This window comes from Devosia insulae DS-56 (assembly GCF_000970465.2).
Taxonomy (GTDB): Bacteria; Pseudomonadota; Alphaproteobacteria; order Rhizobiales; family Devosiaceae; genus Devosia_A; species Devosia_A insulae.
The window spans coordinates 1-24770 of sequence record NZ_LAJE02000292.1; the positions used below are offsets into that span (position 1 = coordinate 1).

23 protein-coding genes are annotated in these 24770 nt (G+C 65.0%); 6 read left to right on the forward strand and 17 right to left on the reverse strand.

All coding sequences use genetic code 11. The features are described 5' to 3' along the window. Nucleotides 1-126: 126 nt before the first annotated feature. From VW23_RS20765 to VW23_RS20790, 6 genes are all read right to left on the reverse strand, one after another. Nucleotides 127-549: a F0F1 ATP synthase subunit epsilon gene (locus VW23_RS20765; protein ID WP_069911417.1), complete on the reverse strand. Its 423-nt coding sequence runs from the start codon at nt 547-549 to the stop codon at nt 127-129. Between the two features lie 96 nt (nt 550-645). Next, nucleotides 646-2187 (reverse strand): F0F1 ATP synthase subunit beta, encoded by a 1542-nt coding sequence (gene atpD, locus VW23_RS20770; RefSeq protein ID WP_069911418.1) that lies wholly within the window; start codon nt 2185-2187, stop codon nt 646-648. 17 nt (nt 2188-2204) lie between these two features. Beyond that, entirely contained in the window at nt 2205-3083 is an 879-nt protein-coding gene (locus VW23_RS20775) for a F0F1 ATP synthase subunit gamma (protein WP_069911419.1), read from the reverse strand. Nucleotides 3084-3142: 59 nt separating this feature from the next. After that, nucleotides 3143-4675 (reverse strand): F0F1 ATP synthase subunit alpha, encoded by a 1533-nt coding sequence (gene atpA, locus VW23_RS20780; RefSeq protein WP_069911420.1) that lies wholly within the window; start codon nt 4673-4675, stop codon nt 3143-3145. Then, complete coding sequence (locus VW23_RS20785; protein ID WP_069911421.1) at nt 4675-5235, reverse strand: F0F1 ATP synthase subunit delta; 561 nt, start codon at nt 5233-5235, stop codon at nt 4675-4677. The genes atpA and VW23_RS20785 overlap by 1 nt, the downstream gene beginning before the upstream one ends. Nucleotides 5236-5505: 270 nt before the next feature. Next, entirely contained in the window at nt 5506-7674 is a 2169-nt protein-coding gene (locus tag VW23_RS20790) for a primosomal protein N' (protein ID WP_069911422.1), read from the reverse strand. Nucleotides 7675-7801: 127 nt separating this feature from the next. Between VW23_RS20790 and VW23_RS20795 the strand changes: the two genes are divergently transcribed. Continuing rightward, a complete protein-coding gene (locus VW23_RS20795) occupies nt 7802-8284 on the forward strand; it encodes a VOC family protein (RefSeq protein ID WP_069911423.1) in 483 nt (160 codons plus the stop codon). A 198-nt stretch (nt 8285-8482) separates the two neighbouring features. Here VW23_RS20795 and VW23_RS20800 read toward each other — a convergent pair whose 3' ends face one another. Next, nucleotides 8483-9148 carry a L,D-transpeptidase gene (locus VW23_RS20800; RefSeq protein WP_069911424.1) on the reverse strand — a complete coding sequence of 222 codons (666 nt, stop codon included), beginning with the start codon at nt 9146-9148 and terminating at the stop codon, nt 8483-8485. Nucleotides 9149-9217: 69 nt separating this feature from the next. Further along, entirely contained in the window at nt 9218-9538 is a 321-nt protein-coding gene (locus VW23_RS20805) for a hypothetical protein (RefSeq protein WP_069911425.1), read from the reverse strand. 148 nt (nt 9539-9686) lie between these two features. Here VW23_RS20805 and VW23_RS20810 point away from each other — a divergent pair, with 148 nt between their 5' ends. Further along, nucleotides 9687-10613: a tyrosine recombinase XerC gene (locus VW23_RS20810; protein WP_084646346.1), complete on the forward strand. Its 927-nt coding sequence runs from the start codon at nt 9687-9689 to the stop codon at nt 10611-10613. Between the two features lie 8 nt (nt 10614-10621). Here the strand turns inward: VW23_RS20810 and VW23_RS20815 are convergent, their stop codons facing one another. After that, nucleotides 10622-11260 carry a hypothetical protein gene (locus VW23_RS20815; protein WP_141728413.1) on the reverse strand — a complete coding sequence of 213 codons (639 nt, stop codon included), beginning with the start codon at nt 11258-11260 and terminating at the stop codon, nt 10622-10624. A gap of 368 nt (nt 11261-11628) precedes the next feature. Between VW23_RS20815 and VW23_RS20820 the strand changes: the two genes are divergently transcribed. Together VW23_RS20820 and VW23_RS20825 are read left to right on the forward strand one after the other, a co-directional pair. Continuing rightward, nucleotides 11629-12618, forward strand: coding sequence for a DMT family transporter (locus VW23_RS20820; RefSeq protein ID WP_084646347.1), 990 nt, complete (start codon nt 11629-11631; stop codon nt 12616-12618). A gap of 141 nt (nt 12619-12759) precedes the next feature. Then, the gene (locus VW23_RS20825) at nt 12760-13212 is read left to right on the forward strand and encodes a hypothetical protein (protein WP_069911428.1); all 453 of its coding nucleotides are present in this window, start codon (nt 12760-12762) and stop codon (nt 13210-13212) included. Nucleotides 13213-13263: 51 nt separating this feature from the next. Here VW23_RS20825 and VW23_RS20830 read toward each other — a convergent pair whose 3' ends face one another. The 6 genes from VW23_RS20830 to mdh all read right to left on the reverse strand — a co-directional run bounded on the left by VW23_RS20830 (nt 13264) and on the right by mdh (nt 21671). Beyond that, on the reverse strand, nt 13264-13701 hold the full coding sequence (locus tag VW23_RS20830; RefSeq protein ID WP_141728414.1) for a hypothetical protein: 438 nt from the start codon (nt 13699-13701) through the stop codon (nt 13264-13266). Between the two features lie 107 nt (nt 13702-13808). After that, nucleotides 13809-15179, reverse strand: a complete 1371-nt coding sequence (gene odhB / locus VW23_RS20835) for a 2-oxoglutarate dehydrogenase complex dihydrolipoyllysine-residue succinyltransferase (RefSeq protein WP_069911430.1) — start codon at nt 15177-15179, stop codon at nt 13809-13811. Between the two features lie 46 nt (nt 15180-15225). Then, nucleotides 15226-18219 (reverse strand): 2-oxoglutarate dehydrogenase E1 component, encoded by a 2994-nt coding sequence (locus tag VW23_RS20840; protein ID WP_069911431.1) that lies wholly within the window; start codon nt 18217-18219, stop codon nt 15226-15228. Between the two features lie 215 nt (nt 18220-18434). Then, nucleotides 18435-19343 (reverse strand): succinate--CoA ligase subunit alpha, encoded by a 909-nt coding sequence (gene sucD / locus VW23_RS20845; RefSeq protein ID WP_069911432.1) that lies wholly within the window; start codon nt 19341-19343, stop codon nt 18435-18437. Nucleotides 19344-19359: 16 nt separating this feature from the next. After that, complete coding sequence (sucC, locus tag VW23_RS20850) at nt 19360-20556, reverse strand: ADP-forming succinate--CoA ligase subunit beta (RefSeq protein ID WP_069911433.1); 1197 nt, start codon at nt 20554-20556, stop codon at nt 19360-19362. A gap of 152 nt (nt 20557-20708) precedes the next feature. Further along, a complete protein-coding gene (gene mdh / locus VW23_RS20855) occupies nt 20709-21671 on the reverse strand; it encodes a malate dehydrogenase (protein ID WP_069911434.1) in 963 nt (320 codons plus the stop codon). A gap of 219 nt (nt 21672-21890) precedes the next feature. Here mdh and VW23_RS20860 point away from each other — a divergent pair, with 219 nt between their 5' ends. Together VW23_RS20860 and VW23_RS20865 are read left to right on the forward strand one after the other, a co-directional pair. Next, nucleotides 21891-22127 (forward strand): type II toxin-antitoxin system Phd/YefM family antitoxin, encoded by a 237-nt coding sequence (locus VW23_RS20860; protein ID WP_069911456.1) that lies wholly within the window; start codon nt 21891-21893, stop codon nt 22125-22127. After that, nucleotides 22124-22570 (forward strand): PIN domain-containing protein, encoded by a 447-nt coding sequence (locus VW23_RS20865; protein ID WP_244513685.1) that lies wholly within the window; start codon nt 22124-22126, stop codon nt 22568-22570. The genes VW23_RS20860 and VW23_RS20865 overlap by 4 nt, the downstream gene beginning before the upstream one ends. On the opposite strand, the gene zapE is transcribed toward VW23_RS20865, so the two are convergent. Together zapE and VW23_RS20875 are read right to left on the reverse strand one after the other, a co-directional pair. Then, a complete protein-coding gene (gene zapE, locus VW23_RS20870; protein ID WP_342029933.1) occupies nt 22567-23715 on the reverse strand; it encodes a cell division protein ZapE in 1149 nt (382 codons plus the stop codon). The two genes, VW23_RS20865 and zapE, sit on opposite strands and share 4 nt — an antisense overlap. Before the next feature lies 1 nt (nt 23716). After that, complete coding sequence (locus VW23_RS20875) at nt 23717-24334, reverse strand: AprI/Inh family metalloprotease inhibitor (RefSeq protein WP_176730451.1); 618 nt, start codon at nt 24332-24334, stop codon at nt 23717-23719. Between the last annotated feature and the right edge of the window lie 436 nt (nt 24335-24770).

A 24770-nucleotide genomic window follows, 5' to 3' on the forward strand; every position in this document is an offset into this window, starting at 1 on the left:
GGGGGAGGGAGCGATCGCCTCACTCCCCATGGGCTGTCTCACGGGCGCTCAGTTCCGTTCCATGGCCCCCCAAAAGCAAAACGGGCGCCCCGAAGGACGCCCGCCAAACTTCCGTTCCTGCCCCGCTCAGTGCGCGGTGCTGGTCCCGACCGAGGCGTCGAGCAACAGGTTCCGCCAGCTGTCGATCTCTGCCTGTAGCCGCATCTCTTCGTCGGCAGTGCTGGCGGCCTGCTGGGCGGTGAGCCCGGCGGCGATCAGCCCTTCGATCTTGGCGCGATCGAACTCGGCGATGTCCTGCGCCTCTTCGGCGAGAATGGTCAGCCCCTCGGGCGACACATCCGCAAAACCGCCACGCACGTAGTAGACGTGGCTGATCCCGTCATTGCGAACGACGGTCACGAAGCCCGGCTTCAGCGTCGTCATCAGCGGCGCGTGGTCGCCCAAGACGGTGAAATAGCCATCGGCGCCCGGCACGGTCACCGACTTCACGGTCTCCGACAGCAGCAGCCGCTCGGGCGAGACGATTTCGAGTTTGGTGCCTTCAGCCATCTTTTGCTTAGCGAGTAGCGAATAGCGAATAGCGAGTAGTTCGCCCGCTCTTCTCTATCCCTATTCGCTACTCCCTATTCGCTATTCGCTTCTAGATTAAGCCGCGGCGGCCAGCTTCTGGGCCTTCTTGACCGCATCCTCGATGGTGCCGACCATGTAGAAGGCAGCCTCCGGGAGGTGGTCGTACTTGCCGTCAACGAGGCCCTTGAAGCCCTTGATGGTGTCTTCGAGCGCTACGAAGATGCCCGGAGTACCGGTGAAGGCCTCGGCCACGAAGAACGGCTGGCTCATGAAGCGCTCGATCTTGCGGGCGCGCGCCACGGTCAGCTTGTCCTCTTCGGAAAGCTCGTCCATGCCCAGGATCGCGATGATGTCCTGGAGCGCCTTGTAGCGCTGCAGGATCTGCTGCACTTCGCGGGCGGTGTTGTAGTGCTCTTCGCCAACGATGTTGGCCGACAGCATGCGCGAGGTGGAGTCCAGCGGATCCACGGCCGGGTAGATGCCCTTCTCGGAGATGGCGCGGTTCAGCGTCGTCGTCGAGTCAAGGTGGGCGAACGAGGTCGCCGGCGCCGGGTCGGTCAAGTCGTCGGCCGGCACGTAAATCGCCTGCACCGAAGTGATCGAGCCCTTGTTGGTGGTGGTGATGCGTTCCTGCAGCGCGCCCATGTCGGTGGCGAGCGTCGGCTGGTAACCCACCGCCGAAGGAATACGGCCGAGCAGTGCCGACATTTCGGCGCCCGCCTGGGTGAAGCGGAAGATGTTGTCGATGAAGAACAGCACGTCCTGGCCCTGGTCGCGGAAGTGCTCGGCGACGGTGAGGCCCGACAGTGCCACGCGGGCACGGGCGCCCGGCGGCTCGTTCATCTGGCCGAACACCAGGGCGCACTTCGAACCGGCGGTCGAGCCGTTATTCTCATGCGGGTCCTTGTTCACGCCCGATTCGATCATCTCGTGGTAGAGGTCGTTGCCCTCGCGGGTGCGCTCACCCACGCCGGCAAACACCGAGTAACCACCGTGCGCCTTGGCGACGTTGTTGATCAGTTCCTGGATCAGCACGGTCTTGCCCACGCCGGCGCCGCCGAACAGGCCGATCTTACCGCCACGCGCGTAGGGAGCGATCAGGTCCACGACCTTGATGCCGGTGACCAGGATCTGCGCTTCCGAGGCCTGCTCGGTGAACGACGGTGCTTCCTGGTGGATGGCGCGGCGGGCCTTGGTCTGCACCGGGCCGGCTTCGTCCACCGGCTCGCCGATCACGTTCATGATGCGGCCCAGCGTCTCGTCGCCAACCGGCACCGAGATCGGCTCGCCGGTATCCACGACCGGCGCGCCGCGGACCAGGCCTTCGGTGGTGTCCATGGCGATGGTACGCACGGCGTTCTCGCCGAGGTGCTGCGCCACTTCGAGCACCAGGCGGCTGCCGTTATTGTCGGTCTCGAGCGCGTTCAGGATCGCCGGCAGGTGACCGTCGAAGGTCACGTCCACCACGGCGCCGATCACCTGCGAAACGCGGCCGACCGGCTTGCCGGACGTCGCGACCACCGGGGTCGAAGCGGCCTTCTTGGCGGCCGGGGCTTTCTTGGCGGCGGGAGCCTTGTCGGTCGCCGGGGCTTTTGCTGCAGTCGCTGCGCGGGCCATGATTTACCTCGTTCCTGCTAGAGCGCTTCCGCGCCCGAAATGATTTCGATGAGTTCTTTGGTGATCTGGGCCTGGCGCTGCCGGTTGTAGACCAGCGTCAGCTTCTTGATCATCTCGCCGGCGTTGCGCGTGGCATTGTCCATGGCGCTCATCTGCGCCCCGAAGAACGATGCGTTGTTCTCGAGCAAGGCCCGGAAGATCTGTACCGAGATGTTGCGCGGCAGCAGGTCCTCGAGGATCGCTTCCTCGTCCGGCTCGTACTCGTAGTTCAGCGTGTCCGGCGCATCGGCGGCCGGCGCGTCGAACTTCGCCGGGATCAGTTGATGCGCCGTCGGGATCTGCGCGATCACCGAGCGGAAGCGCGCGTAGAACAGCGTCGCCACGTCGAACTCGCCCGCCCCGTACATCGCCAAGAGCTTCTCGCCGACCGTCGCCGCATTGACGTATCCCAGCGTCCGCACTTCACGGAACGAGATCGTCTCGACGATCTTGTCGCCCAGCGTCCGCTTCAGGATGTCGTTGCCCTTGCGGCCGACGGTGAGGATCTTCACCGTCTTGCCTTCGCCGATCAGCTTCTGCGCCGTTTCACGGGCGAGGCGGGCGATCGACGAGTTGAAGCCGCCGGCGAGGCCGCGCTCACCGGTCGCCACGACCAGGAGGTGCACCTGGTCACGGCCGTTGCCGGCGAGCAGCGCCGGAGCGTCCGCACGGCCGGCATAGGCTGCGCCCAGCGCCGCCAGCACGTTGCCCATGCGCTCGGCATAGGGACGCGCCGCCTCGGCTGCTTCCTGGGCGCGACGAAGCTTCGCCGCTGCCACCATCTGCATGGCCTTGGTGATCTTCTGGGTCGATTTGACCGAGGCGATCCGGTTCTTAAGGTCCTTTAGCGAGGGCATTGGGCCGCTCTACTCCCATAGCGAGGCCCGAACCGGACCCCGCGTTATTCTGAAAGGGCTTACGAGAACGTCTTCTTGAACGCGTCGATGGCGGCCTTGAGCTTGGCGCGCAGGTCATCCGACAGCGCCTTCTCCTTGGCGATCGCCGACAGTACGTCGGCAGCCTTGGAGCGGAGGTAGCCCAGGAGGCCCGCCTCGAACTCGCCGACCTTCGACACCGGCAGGTCGTCCAGGTAGCCCTGGCCACCGGCAAAGATCACCGCGACTTCTTCTTCCGGCTTCAGCGGCGCGAACTGCGGCTGCTTCAGCAGTTCCGTCAGGCGGGCGCCGCGATTGAGCAGGCGCTGCGTGGCGGCGTCGAGGTCGGAACCGAACTGGGCGAACGCAGCCATCTCGCGATACTGCGACAGTTCGCCCTTCAGCGAGCCGGCAACCTGCTTCATCGCCTTGATCTGGGCGTTACCACCCACGCGGGACACCGAGATACCGACGTTCACCGCCGGGCGGATGCCCTGGAAGAACAGGTTGGTCTCGAGGAAGATCTGGCCGTCGGTGATCGAAATCACGTTGGTCGGAATATAGGCCGACACGTCGTTCGCCTGGGTCTCGATCACCGGCAGCGCGGTGAGCGAGCCCGAACCATGCTCTTCATTGAGCTTGGCGGCGCGCTCGAGCAGACGCGAGTGCAGGTAGAACACGTCGCCCGGGTAAGCTTCGCGGCCCGGCGGGCGGCGCAGCAGCAGCGACATCTGGCGGTAGGCCACGGCCTGCTTGGTCAGATCGTCGAACGCGATCACGGCATGCATGCCATTATCGCGGAAATACTCACCGATGGCGGCGCCGGTCATCGGCGCGAGGAACTGCATCGGCGCCGGATCGGAAGCGGTCGCCGCGATGACGATCGAGTATTCCATGGCGCCGGCGTCTTCCAGCACCTTGACGAACTGCGCCACGGTCGAGCGCTTCTGCCCGACGGCGACGTAGATGCAATAGAGCTTGTCCGTCTCCGAAGCGTTGGCGGCATGCGCCGGCTTCTGGTTCAGGAAGGTGTCGAGAATGACGGCGGTCTTGCCGGTCTGGCGGTCGCCAATGATCAGCTCGCGCTGGCCACGGCCGATCGGGATCAGCGCGTCGATGGCCTTGAGGCCGGTCGACATCGGCTCGTGCACCGACTTGCGCGGCAGGATGCCCGGGGCCTTCACGTCAACGCGGCGGCGTTCCTTGGCCTTGAGCGGGCCCTTGCCGTCGATCGGGTTACCGAGCGCGTCGACCACGCGGCCGAGCAGCTCCTTGCCCACCGGGGTATCAACGATGGCGCCGGTACGCTTGGCGACGTCGCCTTCCTTGATGCCGCGGTCATTGCCGAACAGCACGACGCCGACATTGTCGGTTTCGAGGTTCAGCGCCATGCCCTTGATGCCGCCCGGGAACTCGACGAGCTCACCGGCCTGCACGTTGTCGAGGCCGTAGACACGGGCGATACCGTCGCCAACCGACAGAACCTGACCGACTTCGGAAACTTCCGCTTCCTGGCCGAAGTTCTGAATCTGCTCCTTGAGGATCGCAGAGATTTCCGCGGCTTTGATATCCATTATCCGACCTCTTTCATCGCGATCTTCATCGCCGTGAGCTTGGTTTTGAGTGAGCTGTCGATCATCTGGCTACCGACTTTGACCACGAGGCCACCGATCAGGCTGGGATCGACATGTTGGTTGAGCGTGACGGACTTGCCGATCTTCGCCTTGAGCGTATCGGCCAGCGTCTTGACCTGGGCCGCGGTGAGCGGCGTCGCCGAGGTCACGTCGGCACTGACTTCGCCACGCGCGCCGGCGGCGAGCTCGCGGAACGCCTTGATGATCTCGGGCAGCGCGAACAGCCGGCCATTGCGGGCGACGACCCTGACGAAATTGCCGACCGTGGTGTGCGCCTTGGCGCGCTCCAGTACGGCGTGGATGGCCTGCGCCTTCTCTTCGGTGTTGATCACCGGGGAGCGAAGGAACCGGGCAAAATCCGGGCTTTGTTCAGACAGGGCGAGGAGATTCACCAGCCCCTGCTCGACCGCTGCGACGGAACCGTCGGCTGCGGCGAGATCGTAGAGCGCCGACGCATATGGCCGCGCGATCTGGGTAAGCACTGAATTCTGCGCTGCCAATGCCCCGTCACCCTCGTGCTGCGCAACCCGAATCCGGCCGATAGAGGCGCCGGAGGCTGCTTTCGCTTATGATTGTTCGCCGGGAAAAGCCGATGGCCCCCCGGATTTCGCGCCCCCTCTAACATGCGAGATCGGCACCCGCAAGGCACCGGAACACGAGTCTTTCGGGGAGTTTTGTCGCAGGGGCGGGCCATCGTTTGGCTTCGTCCGCGAATCCGGTGCCGCACGTGCCCGGTGCTTCTGCGTTCACGCCCGATCAAGGCATTTTCGTCACAGGAAACTCTGCGGGTCGATATCCACCTGTACCCTGAGATTCCCGGTCGCCTTGGGCGCCTGCTCCAGCCAGAACCGCACATAGCCGGAAAGGTCAAAATCCTTGCCGGACTGCGCCAGCAGCCGCACCCGGTGCCGGCCGCGGATCATCGAGATTGGCGCATCGGCCGGGCCGAACAGTTTCAGGCCTTCCGCCAGCGGCGCGACGCTCAACAGCTGTTTGGCATAGGCGAAGGCCGGGTCGTGCTCGTTGGCCGAAACGATCAGCGCCGCCAGCCGCCCGAACGGCGGCAGCCCGCCCGCCTCGCGCGCCAATAACTCATGCTTGTAGAACGCCTCGCGATCGCCTTTGACCATCGCCTTCATGACAGGGTGATCCGGATGATAGGTCTGGAGGAACGCCTTGCCGGCGCGGTTGGCGCGGCCGGCGCGCCCGGTCACCTGGGTCAGGATCTGGAAGGTCCGCTCCGCCGCGCGCGGGTCGCCGCGGTCGAGCCCGAGATCGGCGTCGAGCACCCCGACCAAAGTCAGCTTCTCGAAATGGTGGCCCTTGGCCACCAGCTGGGTGCCCACCACCAGGTCGTATTCGCCGCGCTCGATCTCGGCAAACCGCTCCCTGAGCTGCTGGTTCGAGCCCATGTCGGAGCTCAGGATCACCATGCGGGCGCCCGGGAAGCGCTCCGCCGCCTCTTCGGCGACCCGCTCGATCCCCGGTCCGATCGGCGTCAGCGAGTCGACCGCGCCGCACTCGGTGCAGGCCTTGGGCACTCGCTGCTCGTGGCCGCAATGGTGGCACATCAACACGCCGCGGAAACGGTGCTCCACCAGCCAGGCCGAGCAATCCGGGCACTGGTACTGATGCCCGCACGCCTTGCACAGAGTCAGCGGCGCATAGCCCCGCCGGTTCAAAAACAGCAGCGCCTGCTCGCCCCGGTCGAGCGTCGCAAACACTTCGCGCGCCAGTTTTGGGGCGATCCACTGCCCCTTCTCCGGCGGCTCCTCGCGCATGTCGATCGGCGCGATGTCCGGCATTTCCGCCGCGGCAAAGCGCGAGGTCAGCACCACATGCTTGTAGCGGCCCTGGTTGGCGTTGTTGCGGCTCTCCACCGATGGGGTCGCCGAGCTCAGGATCACCCGCGCCTCGGCAAACCTGGCCCGCACCACCGCCATGTCGCGGGCGTGGTAGTTCACCCCATCGTACTGCTTGAACGCCCCGTCATGCTCCTCGTCGAGCACTACGAGCCCGAGCTCGCGGAACGGCAGGAACAGCGCCGAACGCGCCCCCAGCACCACTCGCACATCGCCGTTCAGCACCGATCGCCAGGTCCGCGCCCGCTGCGCCGGCGTCATGTCGGAGTGCCACTCGGCCGGCTTGGTACCGAAGCGTTTGGAAAACCGCTCGACGAAGGTCGAGGTCAACGCGATTTCCGGCAGCAGCACCAGCGCCTGCCGCCCGGCCCTGAGCGTATCGGCCACCGCCTCGAAGAACACCTCGGTCTTGCCGCCGCCGGTCACCCCGTCGAGCAGCGCCACCCCGAAGCCGTTGACGTCGATCTCGCGAATCTGCGCCAGCGCGGCTGCCTGCTCGTCGTTCAGCGTCGGCGGCGCCGCATCGGGATCGGGCGGCAGCGCGATCGGTGGCGGCGCCATCTCGACCCGCTCGAGCGCCCCGGCTTTTTCCAGCCCCTCGACCACCGAAGCCGACACCCCGGCTTCGCCGATGATCGCCGCTTTGGCCCAGGCCTGCCCGTCCAGCATCAGCTCGAGCACTTTGTCGCGCGATTTGGTGCGCTTGTCGGGCTCCACTCCGGTCAACCGGAACGCGGTGATCGGCCGCTCCGGCTCCAGCGCTTCGGTCGAACGCAGCACGCTCCTGAGCACCAGCCCGGGCGCCGCCAGCGTGTATTTCGACACCCAGTCGACCGTCTTCAGCAGCTCTTCACTGAGCGGCGGGGTGTCGAAGACCTGCGCGATATCCTTCAGCCGGTTATGCGCGTAATTGTCCTTGGGCAGCCCCCAGACCACGCCAAGCGTCGGTCGGCCGACCAGCGGCACCGCGACGATCGAGCCACGCTGTACCTCCATGCCATAGGGCACACGGTAGCTGTACGGCCCGTCGACCGACACGCTCACCATCACCGCCACGATGTCGGGGGACTTTTCCATCTGTGCTCGCTTTGTTCACGGCTGAGATGGGAATTGCAAGTGCCTTCGCCAAACTCTTAGGCTGCTGCCGCGTTCTGTCAGCAGTCTCGGTTCAATTGCCCGTGCCCATCATCATGAGGAGCGTCCCATGCCCAGCACGATTCCCGAAGGCTACACCACTGTCACGCCGTGGATCATTTCCACCGACACCCCGCAACTGATCGATTTTCTCATTGCCGCCTTCGACGGCACAGAGCTCGGCCGCATGGCCAACGAAGATGGCAGCATCGGCCACGCCGAGATCCGCATCGGCGACGCCATCGTGATGGCATTCGACGCCCCGGCCGGCCTCGCGGCCATGCCTGCCTTTATCCGGCTCTACGTTCCCGACGCGCGCAAGGGCTTCGCCAAGGCGCTCGAGGCCGGCGCCACCGAGGTCACCAAGCCGACCCTCCTCGCCTTCGGTGACCGCGTCGCCCGCGTCCGCGACCCGCTCGGCAACATCTGGTGGCTGCAGCAGCGCGTCGAGGAGGTTTCGGAAGCCGAGATGCAGCAACGCTGGGGCGACCCAAGATGGTCCGAACCCATGGCCTATGTGCAGCACTCACTGGCCGAAGCGCTGAAGCATTGAGATCCGAGGAGGACGCTCGGCGCTTCGCTTCGAGCGCGCAACCTGCGGTTGCGATACCCCTCATCCGGCCTTCGGCCACCTTCTCCCTCAAGGGGAGAAGGAAGTTGTGGCTCGATCGTGCCACATCGCCCCTCTCCCCTTGAAAGGGGCGAGGGTGCCTCGCGGAAGCGAGGCGGGTGAGGGGCAGTGCTACAATGATCACATCACCAGAATCGGCGATCCCGACGGCACCCGCTGATACAGGTCGATCACGTCCTGGTTGAGCAGCCGCACGCAGCCCGACGAGATCGCTTTGCCGATGGTCCGCTCGTCGGTTGCGCCATGCAGCCGGTAGATGGTGTCGCGCCCATCCTTGAAGATGTAGAGCGCTCGCGCCCCCAGCGGATTCTCGAGGCTCGGCGGCATGCCGTGGCGATAGGGCTCGAGCTCGGGCTGCCGGCCGATCATCTCGCTCGGCGGCGTCCAGGTCGGCCATTCGCGCTTGTACTGGATTACGCCACGCCCCGACCAGGTGAAGCCGTCGCGGCCGATGCCGACGCCGTAGCGCATCGCCTTGCCGCCCTCGAGCACCAGATAGAGGAAGCGGTGCGCCGTATCGACCACCACGGTGCCGGGCCGTTCGCCTGTCGGATCATCAACCACCTGCCGCCAGTACTGCGGCTCGATCAGATCCATGCGCGCCGCCGGGATCGGGAAGCGCTCCTCGGGCCGCGCCGCATACATGGCGAGCACGTCGTCGGGGATGCGGACGGTTTCGGTTTCGAGTCGGGGCGCGCCGGAGGTGGCGCAGCCGGCGAGGGCGAGGGCGGCAAAGCTCGCCGCCCCGGCGAGCAGCGCCCGGCGGCCGATGATCAGGTCAGTCATGTTGAAATATCTCGTTAGCGGCCGGTTGCGGCCGCGCTGGTCAGGAATGGTGGCGATGACGTGGGAGGATCAGCCGAGCCGGGGTGGGGGCAGTTCCGCGATCGGCGACCGACCTTGCCGCATTGGCTGGTCGGCAAGGCCAAGCGCCCATTGCGCCACGGTAGCTCGCGGCACCTCGACAACCCTCCGGCTCAGTTCCGGCTGCGGCGGCATCACCCGCTTGCCACCCTGCATCTCGCAGGGGTTCGGCAAATGCGCCGGCCCGCCATCGTGGCTGGCGCTCAGCGTCGGCAGCCCGCTATTGGCGATGCAAACCCCAGCCGCAAAGCTGGGGCTCAACAGCGCGAGCAGCGCGACGCAAAGCGTCAAGAGGGTGGTCAACCGATGCATGCCGCCCCGATAGCCCGCGAAATAAGGCAGGCAAAGGGCGCCTCACGCCCGCGTGTTGGGTACCCGGGGGTTCGCTGGAGGGGTGGTGCAGATCTGCAACATGCCCCGCGTTTGCCGAATCCTAACCGCCCCGGCGCACACTGCCGCCATGTCCCACGCCATGTTCGCCGACGCCGGCCTTTCCGCCCATATCGCCAACTGGCAGCGCGATCTCGGCGCCATCAGGCGTCTCGCGCCGCTGACGCTCGAGGCCTATCTGCGCGACCTCGGCCAGTTCGTCACCTTCCTGAGCGCCCACACCGGCGGCGAAGTCACGCTGCAGACGCTGAAGGGGCTTCGCGCCGCCGATATCCGCGCCTTTCTCGCCGCCCGCCGCAACGAGAGCCTCGGCTCGCGCTCGCTGGCCCGGGCGCTCAGCGCCATCAAGAGCTTCTTCGGCTTTCTCGAACGCGAAGGCATCCTCGCAAGCGAAGCGCTGAACACCATCCGCACGCCAAAACAGCCGCGCTCGCTGCCCAAGGCGCTGACCGTGCTCGAAGCCAAGGCCACCATCCGGACCACCGACGAGCTCGAGGACACCCCATGGGTTGCCGCCCGCGACATGGCGGTGATCTCGCTCTGCTACGGCGCTGGCCTTCGTATCTCGGAAGTCCTCGGCGTCAGCCGCGCCGATCTCGAAGCAAGCGCGTTGCGCGTCACCGGCAAAGGCGGCAAGACACGGCTGGTCCCACTCATCGCGCCGGTGCGCCAGGCCATTGACACCTATCTCAGCCTCACCCCGTTCCATCCCGGTCCGGACGAGCCGATCTTTCGCGGCAAGAAGGGCGGCCCGCTGTCGCCGCGGCTGATCCAGTTGCGGATGCAGCAGCTGCGTGGCGCCCTCGGTCTGCCGCCCTCGGCAACGCCGCACGCGCTCCGCCACAGCTTTGCCACCCACCTCCTCGGCAAAGGCGGCGACCTCCGCACCATCCAGGAACTGCTGGGCCACGCCTCGCTCTCGACCACCCAGATCTATACCGCGGTCGATACCGAGCGCCTGCTCGAGAGCTATCGCGCCGCCCATCCGCGGGCCTGATGCCGCCCTCAGCGCCCCGGCGCCGCTATGACGTCGTGTGCCAGCGACAAGACTTCAGCCTTTGCCGCACTGCTCGCCGAAAAGAACGCTTCCTGCAGGCGGATCACCGTCTCCGGCTGCACCAGCCAGGCGATGAACAGGTCACTGTCTGCCTTGCTCGACCACGACTCGCTCAAACGCAGGTGACGCTGTCCCTTTGCCCAGGTCAGCTGCCAGTTGATGAACTCAGCGAGGGCCAGGCTCGCCGCCTCCGACCGATCATCCTCCCAAAGTTCGATATAGGGTCCGATGGGCTCTCCCGCCCTGACGAATGCCGCGATCAGCGCGCCGGGTTCGTCTCCCGACCGAGCCCCGGCGAGGCTTGCCGCCAGTACCCCCCGAAACACCTCGCGAACGGCCAGCCGCTCTGCCTCGGGCCAGTCTGGCAGCCCGGCTTCATTGAGCTTTCTGAACGTATACTCGGTGTTCCAATAGGGCCACGGCCCCTCGGCGCAGCATTCGAGCAACCGCGGCAGCAGCCAGCGCAGTTGCTGGCTGGCCAGCGCCCCGCTCGCCTCATGGGCCGAGTTCAGGTACTCCGAGATCTGCTCCGGCGTCAGCCGCTCGCGTGGCGTCTGCTCGATCTCGGCCTTTATGGCCTCGGACATGCAAACGCCGCAGGTGCAAACCAGCAGCGGGCCAGCCAGGCCCATATCGGGGAACACCTGATACGCTTTGGCCACGGCCAAGGGGAGGTCGGGATGAGGCTTCATACTGCCAAGCATCGGGCATGCCTCGCAAAACCGCAATCAGCCGACGAACGCACCGTTCACTCAACCGCCCACTTTACAGCCACCATGCCCGAGCGTACCTATCCGCTCATGACCGCTTGCATCCTAATTATTGGCAAAATCTGCCTCATCCCCTCCGGGGACCGGGACGCGACGGCTCTTTGACCCTCGTTTGCTCACCGGCCCCGCCATCAGGCGCGGGCAACCGGTGATCTGATGGCAGGGGCCAGAACTGGACCCGCCAAATGTCTTCCGAGACTGCGTCTACTCCACCCACCGCCCGGCCAGGCTTTCGGCAGTTCGCCTGGGCCGGCATCGTGCTGGCGCTCGCCGGCGCCGCGTTTTTCGCCACCAAGGGCATCGTCATCAAGCTGGCTCTGCTCGAGGGCATCGACTCGGTGACGACGCTCACCTGGCGAATGATCGTCGCCGTGCCGATCTTTTTGACCGTCGGCATCCTCGGCTACCGCAAGAAGCTGGCCCAGCAGCCCCTGGGCGCCCCGCCGGTGCTCACCTGGCCCGTGCTGGTGCAGACCCTCGGCGTCGGCGTCATCGGCTATTATGTGGCGAGCTATCTCGACTTTTCGGCGCTCGAATACATCACCGCGCAGTTCGACCGGCTGATCCTCTTGACCTATCCGTTCTTCGTCGTGTTGTTCGGTGCCATCTTCTTCAAGCGCAAGATCACCCTGCCGATGGTGGTGGCGCTGCTGGTGTCTTATCTCGGCATCGGCGTCATCTTCTGGCATGACCTCCGGATCGAAGGCGATAACGTGCTGCTCGGCGCCGCCCTGGTCTTCGGCTCGGCCATCGCCTATGCCGCCTACCAGATCATGGCCAAGCCGCTGATCGACAAGCTCGGCCCGCAGCTCTTCACCTCCATCGCCATGAGCGGCGCCGGCCCGGCGGTGATCGCGCATTTCCTCTTCACCCACCCGGTGGGTGACTTGGCGGTGAGCGGCAACGGGTTCCTGTTGATGCTCGCCATCGGCACGGTCTCGACCGTGCTACCTGCCTACTGCATCTCGGGCGCCATCGCGCTGATCGGCCCTGAACGCACTGCCATCATCGGCAATGTTTCGCCGGTGGTGACAGTCGGTCTCGCTATCTCCATCCTCGGCGAAGCGTTCACGCCATACCATGCGATCGGCACCGCCCTGGTGCTGGGTGGCGTCTTCCTGTTCACCCGCAAGGAAAAGCCCAAGGTGAAGGTGCTGGAGGAAAGCACGGCCTGAGCGGCCTGCTCGACCCATAGCCAACGCCCGCTCCGGCGGGCCTTTATGTTTGCGTAGCCCCAGTTGATCGCCTCGCATAAAAAACACTGTTCATAATAAATTGAACGGTGTATAGTTTGCGCATCATCGATGGAGAAGACGATGGCTCTGCTACGTTCTGGACTGGTGCTTTTTGTTTCGGTCACCCTCATGGCCGCTCTGACCCTTGGCGCCCTACTTGTTAGCACAGGCAATATCGGTGGCTGGCGGCTGGACACGAGCAGCGACTGGTCATTCCTGTTTCAGCTTTCGATTGTAACCCTGCCAACATCCATCCTTCTGGTCGTCCTGGCGTGGCGCGGCAGGCGACAGCCCTTGACGGACGGGGTGGCCCTGATGACCTGCATCGCCATCTTAGCGTGCCTCGTGGTCTACTTCTGGTGGAGCCTTTACCCTCCTCACTCAGGGCATGGCTACGCGATACTCGTTTGGATCTACGCTGGAATCGGTCTGGCAGCGCTCGTCCCTGCCTACCTGATCAGCTACCTGGCTCTTTGCCGCACTCCACTTCTACGTGGCCTTGCGCCACCGGCAAAAGCAAAGGGCGCCGCCTAAGGCAGGCACTGGAACATTCATGGGTCCGCAGCGGATCGGCCGCCCCGCGTGTTACATCCCGTCGCGCTCGCGCAGCAGGCCCAATTGCTCTGCCATGTACAGCTCGGCATCGTAATCACCGGCGAGGGTGGCGCGGAGCCAGTTGCCGCACGCCTCTTCCGGGTTGGTCGCCTGCTTGAGGATGTCGACGATGCCGGTGGAGCCGGCGGCTTCGCTTTCCCCTGCGAGCGCCGGCGCTTCGCCCGAGGCGGCCAGCGTCGCGTCGAGCTCGTCGCGCACGATGACGTTGTTGGCCAGCCAGTTCTGGTGCGCCTCCATGTAGGCAACGTCGTAGTTCGCGGCCTCCCAGCAGAAATTGGCGGCCCCGTCCATCATCCCCCACAGCACGTAAACCTGCTGCAACAGCGCACCCTGCTGCACCTCCTGCGCCACTGCCAATTGCGGCAGCGGCATGAGCGCCAGTACGACAGCCAAAATCCTGAGTTTCATGCCATCCCCCCGATGACACACTGTTCCTCAGCGCCGAGAATCTGTCCAGCATGCAAAGAAAAGGGCCCGCCGAAGCGAGCCCTGAAACCTCTGCGCTGACTGCCGGATCAGAGATCCAGCACCAGCCGCTCCGGCGCCTCGAGGCTTTCCTTGACCCGCACGAGGAAGGTCACCGCCTCCTTGCCGTCAACGATGCGGTGGTCGTAGCTCAGCGCCAGGTACATCATCGGGCGGATGACGATCTCGCCGCCGATCACTACCGGCCGCTCCTGGATCTTGTGCATGCCCAGAATACCCGACTGCGGTGCGTTGAGGATCGGCGTCGACATCAGCGAGCCGTAGACGCCGCCATTCGAGATGGTGAAAGTGCCGCCCTGCATATCGGCCATCGACAGCTGCCCGTCACGGGCGAGCTTGCCGAGCCGGGCGATATCCTTCTCGATCCCGGCGATCGACAGCTGGTCGGCATCGCGCACCACCGGCACCACGAGGCCCTTATCGGTGCCAACGGCCACGCCGATATGGGCGTAGTTCTTGTACACCAGGTCGTCGCCGTCGATCTCGGCATTGACCGCCGGGATTTCCTTCAGGGCGTGCGTCACTGCCTTGGTGAAAAAGCCCATGAAGCCGAGCTTCACGCCGTGCTTCTTCTCGAACAGCTCCTTGTAGGAATTGCGCAGGTCCATCACCGGCTTCATGTCCACCTCGTTGAAGGTGGTGAGCATGGCGGCGTTGTTCTGCGCCTCCTTCAGGCGGCGCGCGATGGTCTGACGCAGCCGGGTCATCTTCACCCGCTCTTCGCGTACATCGTCATTGGCGTTCACCGGACCACGCGGCTGCGCCGGGACCGGAGCGGGCGCAGGGGCCGGCTCGGCGGCCTTCGGGGCCGGCGCCGGGGCGGGCGCAGGAGCAGGAGCAGGAGCAGGAGCAGGTGCTGCAACCGGCTTCGGCGCGGCGGCGACAGGCGCCGCAGCCACCGATACCGCAGGTGCAGCGGCAGGCTTGGCAGCCGCCGCCAGCACGTCTTCCTTGAGGATCTGGCCGCGACGGCCCGAACCACTGACATCGGCGTCGGTCAGCCCGGCTTCCGCCATCAGCTTTGCAGCGCTCGGCGCCGGCGGCACGGCGGAACCATTGCCATTGGCGGGCTTGGGCGCCGGCTCTGCGGCAACTGCCGCCGGCTGCGGCACGTCAGCGGGCTTGGCCACAGCGGCTGGAGCTGCGGCGGCCACGGCAGACCCAGCAGCGCCGATCGCCCCGATCAGCGCCCCGACATTGACCGTATCGCCCGGATTGGCGGTGATGGTTTCGAGCACGCCGGCGGCCGGGGCCGGTACCTCGATGGTCACCTTGTCGGTCTCGAGCTCCACCACCGGCTCATCGGCAGCGACAGTGTCGCCCACCTTCTTGAACCACTGGCCGATCGTCGCCTCGGTGACGCTCTCGCCCAGCGTGGGCACCCGGATGTCAGTCGCCATCAGTTTGGTCCTTCAGTTTCTTGCCGCCGCTTCTTGGCGATTGCTGCTATTTGGCGAACGCTTCTTCGAGGAAGGCCTGCAACTGCTGCAGGTGCGTGCGCATCAGGCCGGTCGCCGTCGCCGCCGAGGCAGCACGGCCAACATAGTGCGGCCGGTCGCCCGGACGCCCCATCTGGTCCATCACCCAGTCGATATAGGGCTGGACGAACGCCCAGGCGCCCATGTTCTTGGGTTCTTCCTGGCACCAGACGATCTCGGCGTTCTTGAACCGGTTGAGTTCGTCGAGCAGCGCTTTGGCCGGGAACGGGTAGAGCTGCTCGAGACGAAGCAGATACACGTCGTTGACGCCGCGCTTCTCGCGATCCTCGAGCAGATCGTAATAGACCTTGCCGGTGCAGAGGATCACTTTGCGGATCTCCTCGTCCGGCGCCAGCTTGATCGTCGTCTTGGGCACGCCCGGCGCTTCCGCATCGTCCCACAACAGGCGATGGAACGTCGATTCCGGCCCGAACTCGACCAGCCCCGACACCGCCTTCTTGTGGCGCAGCAGGCTCTTGGGCGTCATCAGCACCAGGGGCTTGCGGAAATCGCGCTTCATCTGCCGGCGCAGGATGTGGAAGTAGTTGGCCGGCGTCGTGCAGTTGGCGACCTGCATATTGTCTTCGGCGCAGCTCTGCAGATAGCGCTCGAGGCGAGCCGACGAGTGCTCCGGCCCCTGGCCTTCATAGCCATGCGGCAACAGCATCACGAGGCCACTCATGCGGAACCACTTGCGCTCGCCCGACGAGATGAACTGGTCGACCACCACCTGCGCGCCGTTGGCGAAATCGCCGAACTGCGCTTCCCACAAGGTCAGCGTCTTCGGCTCGGCCAGCGAATAGCCATACTCGAAGCCGAGCACCGCCTCTTCCGACAGCATCGAGTTGACGACCTCGTAGCGGGCCTGCAGCTCGGCGATGTTGTTGAGCGGTGTGTAGGTCTCGTCCTTGTCCTGATCGTACAGCACCGAGTGGCGCTGGCTGAAGGTGCCGCGCTCGACGTCCTGCCCCGAGAGTCGGACCGGATGGCCCTCCTCGAGCAGCGTCGCATAGGCCAGCGCTTCGCCGGTCGCCCAATCGATGCCCTCGCCCGACTCGATCGCGGCAAGCCGGTTGTCCATGAACCGCTTCACCGTCCTGTGGGCGTTGAAGCCGGCCGGAACCGTCGACAGCTTCTGGCCCAGATTGACCAGATCGGGGATGTCCACCCCGGTGTCGCCGCGGCGCGGGCCTTCGACGTCGGCGCGCTTCAGATCCTTCCACACGCCATCAAGCCAATCGGTCTTGTTGGGGCGGAAATCCTGCCCGGCCTCGAACTCGGCCTCGAGATGGGCCCGCCAATCGGCCTTCATCTTGTCGACATCGTCGGCCGACAGCACGCCTTCAGCGGCGAGGCGCTTCGAATAGATATCGAGCGTTGTCTCGTGGCTGCGGATCTTGGAATACATCAGCGGCTGGGTGAAGCTCGGCTCGTCGCCTTCGTTATGGCCGAAGCGGCGATAACAGAAGATGTCGATCACCACCGGCCGGGCGAAGCGCTGCCGGAACTCGGTGGCGACCTTGGCCACATAAACCACCGCTTCCGGGTCATCGCCGTTCACGTGGAACACCGGCGCCTCGATCATCTTGGCGACGTCGGTCGGGTACGGCGAGGAGCGCGAATACATCGGCGACGTGGTGAAACCGATCTGGTTGTTGATCACCACATGGATCGAACCACCGGTACGGTGCCCCTTCAGCCCGGAGAGCCCCAGGCATTCGGCAATCACGCCCTGGCCGGCAAATGCCGCATCACCATGCAGCAGCAGCGGCAGCACCACCGAGCGATCGGTCTGGCGCGTATCGGCGATGAACCGCCCATCGACCGCCGAGCGCTGGTCCTGCTTGGCGCGCGCCTTGCCCAGCACCACCGGATCGACGATCTCGAGATGCGACGGGTTGGCGGTGAGGCTCAGATGCACGTTATTGCCGTCGAACTCACGGTCGGCCGAAGCACCCAGGTGGTACTTCACGTCGCCCGAGCCTTCGACTTCCTCGGGGTAGAAGGCGCCGCCCTTGAACTCGTGGAACAGCGCCCGATGGGGCTTGGCCAGCACCTGGGTGAGGACGTTCAGCCGGCCGCGATGCGCCATGCCAAGCACGATGTCCTTCACCCCCAGCGAACCGCCGCGCTTGATGATCTGCTCGAGCGCCGGGATCAGCGCCTCCGAGCCATCGAGACCGAAGCGCTTGGTGCCGGTGAACTTGACGTCGAGGAACTTCTCAAAGCCCTCGGCTTCGACCAGCTTGTTGAGGATCGCCTTCTTGCCCTCGGGCGTGAACTTGATCTCCTTGTCCGGCCCTTCCATGCGCTCCTGGATCCACTGCTTGGCTTCGGGATCGGAGATGTGCATGAACTCGACGCCGACGGTCGAGCAATAGGTCCGCTTCAGGATCTCCAGCATCTGGGGAACCGTCGCGTATTCGAGGCCCAGATAGTTGTCGATGAAGATCTTGCGGCCGTAATCGGCTTCGGTGAAGCCGTAGGTTTGGGGATCGAGCTCGGGCGCCGGATCGTCGGCCTTCATCTTCAACGGGTCGAGATCGGCATGCAGGTGCCCGCGCATGCGGTAGGCGCGGATCATCATGATGGCGTGGATCGAGTCGCGCGTCGCCTGCAGCACGTCGATGGCGGTCGGCGCCGGGGCGCCGGCGACCTTGGCCTTCTCGACCACCGCCTTCTGCACCTTGACCTGGATCTCGCCCCAGTTGCCGTCGAGCGCCGAAACCAGCTCGCCATTGGCCGACTGCGGCCAATCCTGGCGCTGCCAGCTTGGTCCCTCGGCATTCTTGTCGATGTCGGCGGGAGCATCCTCGAGCCGATCGAAATACGACGCCCAGGTCGGATCGATCGAGGCCGGATCGGCCTTGTAGCGGGCATACAGCCCTTCGATGTAATCGGCGTTGCCGCCATAGAGGAAAGAAGAGAGCAAGAACTGTTCGTTCTTTTCTTGTCGGGTCATGTCCAGCGTCGCGAGGCGTGAACCCCGCCATCCTTCTCAAACGCCCGGGAAATGCTCGACCGGGCCCTTCTTGCGTCGCGGGCCAACCTGCCCGCAACTTCTTTGTTTGACGTTAAGGCGCGGGAAACCACCCGCGCCCCGTCTTTCCATAGCGCTTTCAGGAAAAGTTGCAGACTTTTCCGGTTCGAAAGCGCGTCTACAGACCAACCCTCGCCTCAGCCTTTTAGTACGTCGGCTAGGGTTTGGCCAATCCTCGCAGGCGACTGCGACACCTTTATGCCCGCCCGTTCCATTGCCGAAATCTTGTCTTCGGCGCCGCCCTTGCCACCCGAGATCACGGCACCGGCGTGGCCCATGGTCCGGCCGGCCGGAGCCGTGCGCCCCGCGATGAAGCCGGCCATCGGCTTTTTGCGGCCGCGCTTGGCTTCGTCGATCAGGAACTGCGCGGCGTCTTCCTCGGCGGAACCGCCGATTTCGCCGATCATGATGATGGATTTGGTGGCTTCGTCGGCGAGGAACATCTCGAGCATATCGATGAACTCGGTGCCCTTGACCGGATCGCCGCCGATGCCGACCGCAGTGGTCTGGCCGAGCCCGGCATTGGTGGTCTGGAACACCGCTTCATAGGTAAGCGTGCCGGAGCGGGAAACAATGCCCACCGAGCCCTTGGAAAAGATCGAACCCGGCATGATGCCGATCTTGCACTCTTCCGGCGTCAGGACGCCCGGGCAGTTGGGCCCGAGCAGCCGCGACTTGGATTTGTCGAGCCTGGCCTTCACCCGCACCATGTCGAGCACCGGGATACCCTCGGTGATGCAGACGATCAGCGGGATCTCGGCATCGATCGCCTCGATGATGGCGTCGGCGGCGCCCGGCGGCGGCACATAGACCACCGAGGCGGTAGCGCCGGTGCGCTCCTTGCCTTCGGCGACCGTCGCGAAGACCGGCAGCGTGGCGGAGCCGTCGAGCCCCGAGGTCCATACCTCACCGGCCTTCTTGGGGTTCACACCGCCCACCATCTTGGTGCCGTAATACGCCAGCGCCTGCTCGGTATGGAACGTGCCGGTCTTGCCGGTCAGCCCCTGCACCAGGACGCGAGTGTCTTTGTTGACGAGAATCGACATTGCTTGTTCCTGGGGCTCAGCGGGTCTTAACGGCAGCGACGATCTTCTGCGCCGCGTCGTCGAGGTCGTCGGCCGAGATCACATCGAGGCCGGATGAGTTGAGGATGGCTTTGCCTTCCTTGACGTTGGTGCCTTCGAGGCGCACCACCAGCGGCACCTTGAGGCCGACTTCCTTCACCGCCGCGATCACGCCTTCGGCGATGATGTCGCAGCGCATGATGCCGCCGAAAATGTTGACCAGGATGCCTTTGACAGCCGGGTCGGCAGTGATGATCTTGAAGGCCGCCGTCACCTTCTCCTTACTGGCGCCACCGCCCACATCGAGGAAGTTGGCAGGCTCGGCGCCATAGAGCTTGATGATATCCATCGTCGCCATGGCGAGGCCGGCGCCGTTGACCATGCAACCGATATTGCCGTCGAGCGCCACATAGGCGAGGTCGAACTTCGACGCCTCGATCTCCTTGGCGTCCTCTTCGGTGAGGTCGCGCAGCGGGGCCAGTTCGGCGTGCCGGAAGGACGCATTGTTGTCAAAGCTCACCTTGGCGTCGAGCACGCGGAGGTGCCCGTTGGCCATGACGATCAGCGGGTTCACTTCGAGCAGCGACATATCGGTCTCGACGAACGCCTTGTAGAGCGCCGGGAACACCGACTTGGCGTCTTCCGCCGCCGAGCCGTCGAGCTGCAGCGCTGCAACGATCTCGGCCACGTCCTTGGCGCTCACGCCCACCGTCGGATCGATATCGACCGCGATGATCTTTTCCGGCGTGTCATGCGCCACCGCCTCGATGTCCATGCCGCCTTCGGTGGAGACGACGAACGACACACGGCCGGTGGAGCGATCGACCAGCAGCGAGCAGTAGAGCTCGCGCGCGATATCGGCGCCATCTTCGATATAGAGCCGGTTGACCTGCTTGCCGGCCGGACCGGTCTGCTTGGTCACCAGGGTATTGCCCAGCATTTCCTTGGCATTGGCAGCGACTTCCGCCGCCGACTTGGCGAGCCGCACGCCGCCCTTGGCATCGGCCGGCAGTTCCTTGAACTTGCCCTTGCCGCGCCCGCCGGCATGGATCTGCGACTTCACCACATAGAGCGGTCCGGGCAGCTCCAGCGCCGCAGCTTCCGCTTCGTGCGGCGTGAAGATCGCCACCCCGTCGGCCACCGGCAACCCGTAGGTCTTCAGCAGCGCCTTGGCCTGGTGTTCGTGGATGTTCATGTCTACCTACCGCCTTGTATCGGAAGCTCTCCCACCCGCCGGGTCGTTCCCCCGCCTTGCGGGATGCTCAACAATGGTGGAGTGGGTTTGAAGTCCCCGCGCCGTTGCAGGGAGCACCAGGGTGGGGGCCGGTCGAACCGGCCCCGCACAAACTACGCCAGCTTCGGCGCGATCTTCTTGCAGGCGTCGACGAGGCCGTTCACCGCCGCGACCGATTTGTCGAATGCCTTCTGCTCGGAGCCTGAGAGCGAGATCTCGACGATCTTCTCCGCCCCGCCGGCGCCGATCAGCACCGGCACACCGACATAGGTGCCCTTGACGCCATATTCGCCCTTGAGGAAGGCGGCGCAGGGCAGGATGCGCTTCTTGTCCTTCAGATAGCTCTCGGCCATCTCGATGGCGGAAGCTGCCGGGGCGTAGAAGGCCGAACCGGTCTTCAAGAGGCCAACGATCTCGGCGCCGCCGTCACGGGTGCGCTGGATGATCTGCTCGAGCTTTTCCTTGCTCATCCAGCCCATCTTGACGATATCGGGCAGCGGGATGCCGCCGACGGTCGAGTAGCGCGGCAGCGGCACCATGGTGTCGCCATGGCCGCCGAGCACGAACGCCGTGACGTCCTGCACCGAAACCTTGAGCTCATCGGCGATGAAGTGGCGGAAGCGCGCCGAGTCGAGCACGCCGGCCATGCCGACCACGCGGTTCGCCGGCAGGCCCGAGAACTTCTGCAGTGCCCACACCATCGCATCGAGCGGGTTGGTGATGCAGATGACGAAAGCTTCCGGCGCGTATTTGGCGATGCCGGCGCCCACCTGCTCCATCACCTTGAGGTTGATTTCGAGCAGGTCGTCGCGGCTCATGCCGGGCTTGCGCGGCACGCCGGCAGTGACGATCACCACGTCGGCGCCTACGATGTCCTTGTATTCAGAAGTGCCCTTGAGCGTCGAATTGAAGCCTTCGACCGGGCCGGACTGGCTGAGATCCAGGGCCTTGCCCTGCGGCACGCCATCGACCACGTCGAACAGGATTACATCGCCCAGTTCTTTGGTTGCTGCGAGCAGCGCCAAAGTGCCGCCAATCTGTCCCGCACCGATCAGAGCGATCTTCTTGCGCGCCATCCACCGAACCCCGTTTTGCTTATGCTGGAAATTGCGCGCCCCTATTAACCCTAGAGGGTGACGGGGGCAAGTCAGCCGTAGGTCCTAACGCTGCCGATCTGCAGCGATTGCATGGCTTGCCTATTTGCTGAGCAACTTGCCGCCTGGCAATTGACGAAGGGGATCACCACACCTAATTATGACCACATGTAGTCACACGGAGGCTTTGCCGTGAAGCAGATGCAGGCCCGCGAGGCCAAGGCCAAGTTCGCTGAGTTGTTGCATAGCGCAGAACAGGGAGAGCCTATCACAATCACTCGCCATGGCACTCCCGTGGCAATGATCGTGCCTTTCGCCAAAGGCGAGGAGATGTATTCCCTAGAGGCTAATCGCACCTTCATTGAGCATTTGCTGGCTTTTCCGGGACCGCTCGAAGTCGACAAGGACCGCAGGCCGCCGCGTGAGATTGAGCTTTGACGACGCAGTACCTGCTCGATACCTCGGTCGTGTCGTCAATCGCGCCGGGTCGTGCCGGTATGGACGAGGGCTTTCTCAACTGGCTGATCGTCACGCTGCCGCGCACACACATGTCGAGTGTCAGCGTCTTTGAGATCGAGCAGGGCATCTGCAAGCTTGAGCGCGCCGGAGCCCGGGCCCGCGCGGAAGTGATGCGTCAGTGGCTGGGGCGCCTGCTCGAGCAATTCAACGGCACCCGCATGCTACCCATGGATGCGGAAGTCGCCCGCGAGGCCGGCCGGCTTTCAGACTGGGCCCTCGCTCGAGGAGTGCACCCGGGTACGGCGGATATCATGATAGCCGCAACGGCCACGACCCACGGCCTGGTGCTGCTGACGCATAACCTGAAGCACTTCGTCCCGTTGGAGATCGACGCGATCGACCCCTCCACGCTGCCCGGCTAGCCGGCGACGACCCCATCCCCGCGATGCGCGGCTGCCAGATACTCCGCCGACTGCATCTCGATCAGCCGCGATACGCAGCGCGCGAACTCCGCTTTGGTCTTGTCGTCCTGGCCCAACTCATCGAGCGGCACGGCAAAGCTCGCCGCCAGCTTGGCGCCGCGGTCGTAAAGCGTGTCGACCAGGAGAATGAACCGCTTGGCGGCATTCGAGCGCAGCCGGTCGAACTGCGGGACATGGTCGATCATCACTGCTTCATAGGCGTGGCTGAGCTTGAGATAATCCCGTGCCCCCAGCGGCTTGTCGCACAACTCCGTGAACGTAAAGCGCGCCGCCCCCATGGCCGCCCGCGGCACCGGAATGGTCCGGCCCAGCGAATGGAGCTCCGCCGGCTCGCCGGGCGCCCCACCGGTGAGCTTCAGCCATAGCCGGTCCATCGCCGCGTCCACCTCCGCCCCGACGCCGAACTGGTACACTGCCTCGCCTTCGAACTTCAGCCGCCGGTAGTCGGTCGGCCCGTCGAGCTCGACAATCTCGGCATGCTGCTTCAATTCGGCAATGAACGGCAGCACCAGCTGCCGGTTGAGACCATTCTCGTAAAGGTCGTCCGGCCGCGTGTTCGAAGTCGCAACGATCGTCACCCCGCCAGCGAACAGCTTGTCGAACAGCCGCCCCAGCAGCATGGCGTTGGTGATGTCCTGCACCTGGAACTCGTCGAGGCATAACAGCCGCACCTCTTCGAGCAGCGGTTTCACCACCGCTGCCACCGGATCGGCACTCTCGGCCTTGCCCTTGCTGGATTTGCGGAACGCCGCGATCGCCTCGTGCATCTCGTCCATGAACTCATGGAAATGCACCCGCCGCTTCTTCTCCGTCGGCGCCAGCGCAAAGAACAGGTCCATCAGCATGGTCTTGCCGCGCCCGACCTGCCCGACGAGATAGGCGCCGCGGACCGGCGCCGGCCCGCCGAACAGCCCGCTCAGAAAGCCGCGCGAAGCCTGCTGCGCCGCGAGTTCCGTCGCCACGCGATCGAGCGCTGCCGCTGCTTTGAACTGCAATGGATCGGGCGTCAGCGCGCCGCTCCTGGTCAGCGCGTTCAGTTTCTCGGTAACTGGTGCGCCTGCGGGCCCCAACCGCCGGCTGGTCAAGCTAGCCGACCATCGTGATGCCCTGGCCGCCGGCCAAGGTACCGATGAACTGGCTGCCGCTGAGGATCAGCGAGGCGATGATGTCGCCATTCTCGTCGAACAGCTGCACCTGGTTGCCCACCAGCTGCCAGCTCGCCACGACCTTCAGCCCGTTGAGCCCGCAGCCCGGCGTCGAAGCCCGATAGCGCGAGGTGCCGGATTTCGCGGTCTGGGTCAGGTTGAGCTTGCACTGCTCGGCGCCCGACACCACGGTCCAGCCACCCAGCAGCTTTTCGACCGTCAGGCCGGTGGAGAGATCACGCCCCGAGGCCTGCGGCACCGATCCGAGGGTGGTGAACGACCCATCGGCATTGGCGACCTGCGCCGGCTGCCCGAGCTGGCCCGGCGCCGGTTGGCCGCCCGGGATCAGCGGCGCCGGCTCGCCGAGCGAGGCCTGCTGCACCGTGCTGCCCGGCAAGGCATTGAGGTCCGAGCTCGCCACCGACGAATTCTGGATCGGGGTGAGGGTTTCACTCGAGGCGATGCTGGTCGCGGTCACGCCGCTCGAGGCGCAGCCGCTCAGAACGAGCGACAATGCACCCAGTACGGCTATGGAAACGCCTGCGCGTCTCGAACTCATCATCGGCCTGCTCCGCCAGATGGTTAAGAATTGGTGACCGGCGATACAGCCTGAACGGCAAAGCCGTCAACCGCCAAAGCCCCGCTTCCCCTATGCAGCGATTAATGTGGCGGAGTTAGGGAGTGGCACGCCTCCTGCTCCACCCCCTCCCGGCCTCCCCCATCATGGGGGAGGTGAAGAGTCGAGGATGTGGCTCAATCGCGCCAAGTACACCGGCAGGCACCTCCCCCCTTGTGGGCAGGGGAATCGCATATGGAAAGCCACCGGCCGTTGTGTGAGTGCCTTCTCCCCTTGTGGTCAGCGGACGAGGGCGTTCGCCCTCGCCGCGAGGTGCCCGAAGGGCGGATGAGGGGTCTATCTCCGCGTACTCAGTCGCTCGTCGCTTACGCTCCGACCGCGCTACACTTCGTTGCGCGGCCCCCTCATCCGGCCTTCG

Coding starts and splice junctions, on each gene's coding strand:
- VW23_RS20765 (WP_069911417.1), bottom strand. CDS start 549: ATGGCTGAAGGCACCAAACTCGAAATCGTCTCGCCCGAGCGGCTGCTG.
- atpD (WP_069911418.1), bottom strand. CDS start 2,187: ATGGCCCGCGCAGCGACTGCAGCAAAAGCCCCGGCGACCGACAAGGCT.
- VW23_RS20775 (WP_069911419.1), bottom strand. CDS start 3,083: ATGCCCTCGCTAAAGGACCTTAAGAACCGGATCGCCTCGGTCAAATCG.
- atpA (WP_069911420.1), bottom strand. CDS start 4,675: ATGGATATCAAAGCCGCGGAAATCTCTGCGATCCTCAAGGAGCAGATT.
- VW23_RS20790 (WP_069911422.1), bottom strand. CDS start 7,674: ATGGAAAAGTCCCCCGACATCGTGGCGGTGATGGTGAGCGTGTCGGTC.
- VW23_RS20795 (WP_069911423.1), top strand. CDS start 7,802: ATGCCCAGCACGATTCCCGAAGGCTACACCACTGTCACGCCGTGGATC.
- VW23_RS20800 (WP_069911424.1), bottom strand. CDS start 9,148: ATGACTGACCTGATCATCGGCCGCCGGGCGCTGCTCGCCGGGGCGGCG.
- VW23_RS20805 (WP_069911425.1), bottom strand. CDS start 9,538: ATGCATCGGTTGACCACCCTCTTGACGCTTTGCGTCGCGCTGCTCGCG.
- VW23_RS20810 (WP_084646346.1), top strand. CDS start 9,687: ATGTCCCACGCCATGTTCGCCGACGCCGGCCTTTCCGCCCATATCGCC.
- VW23_RS20815 (WP_141728413.1), bottom strand. CDS start 11,260: ATGTCCGAGGCCATAAAGGCCGAGATCGAGCAGACGCCACGCGAGCGG.
- VW23_RS20820 (WP_084646347.1), top strand. CDS start 11,629: ATGTCTTCCGAGACTGCGTCTACTCCACCCACCGCCCGGCCAGGCTTT.
- VW23_RS20825 (WP_069911428.1), top strand. CDS start 12,760: ATGGCTCTGCTACGTTCTGGACTGGTGCTTTTTGTTTCGGTCACCCTC.
- VW23_RS20830 (WP_141728414.1), bottom strand. CDS start 13,701: ATGAAACTCAGGATTTTGGCTGTCGTACTGGCGCTCATGCCGCTGCCG.
- odhB (WP_069911430.1), bottom strand. CDS start 15,179: ATGGCGACTGACATCCGGGTGCCCACGCTGGGCGAGAGCGTCACCGAG.
- VW23_RS20840 (WP_069911431.1), bottom strand. CDS start 18,219: ATGACCCGACAAGAAAAGAACGAACAGTTCTTGCTCTCTTCTTTCCTC.
- sucD (WP_069911432.1), bottom strand. CDS start 19,343: ATGTCGATTCTCGTCAACAAAGACACTCGCGTCCTGGTGCAGGGGCTG.
- sucC (WP_069911433.1), bottom strand. CDS start 20,556: ATGAACATCCACGAACACCAGGCCAAGGCGCTGCTGAAGACCTACGGG.
- mdh (WP_069911434.1), bottom strand. CDS start 21,671: ATGGCGCGCAAGAAGATCGCTCTGATCGGTGCGGGACAGATTGGCGGC.
- VW23_RS20860 (WP_069911456.1), top strand. CDS start 21,891: ATGCAGGCCCGCGAGGCCAAGGCCAAGTTCGCTGAGTTGTTGCATAGC.
- VW23_RS20875 (WP_176730451.1), bottom strand. CDS start 24,334: ATGAGTTCGAGACGCGCAGGCGTTTCCATAGCCGTACTGGGTGCATTG.